The sequence below is a fragment of the Gluconobacter sp. Gdi genome, from assembly GCF_014132155.1.
In the GTDB taxonomy this organism is placed as follows: domain Bacteria; phylum Pseudomonadota; class Alphaproteobacteria; order Acetobacterales; family Acetobacteraceae; genus Gluconobacter.
In genome coordinates this window covers 1-293 of sequence record NZ_BLJQ01000085.1, presented here as the reverse complement: position 1 = coordinate 293, position 293 = coordinate 1, and the positions used below count along the sequence as shown (strand labels likewise).

Genomic DNA, 293 nt, shown 5'->3' with positions numbered 1-293 from the left:
TGGCTGATCTAGCCGAAGACCGGCTGCGCCTCGATCGGCTGGCCGCAACGGCGTTCCAGAACTTTCTTCCCCTGACGGCTGCGCCGTCATTCCTCGCGAGACAAGAAAGTTCCGGCCCTGCCGTCCTCCGCTGCGCTGCGGCCCTGAAGGGTGCTCTGCCGCTCGCCTCCGGCTGGTCGATCGCCATCGAGGCCACGGTGGTCGCGGCCCGATAACAGCATGGAGATACGACAATGGCTAACATCGGTTCCTTCAAGAAGGTGGGCGAAGGCTTCGAAGGCGAAATCGTCACC

Annotated in this window: 1 protein-coding gene; it reads left to right on the top strand. The window is 63.5% G+C overall.

Annotated features, from left to right (window positions below; all coding sequences use genetic code 11):
- On the top strand, positions 1-215 hold a 215-nt coding region (locus JN414_RS16590; RefSeq protein ID WP_202208894.1), incomplete at its 5' end, for a hypothetical protein.
- Positions 216-293: the final 78 nt, after the last annotated feature.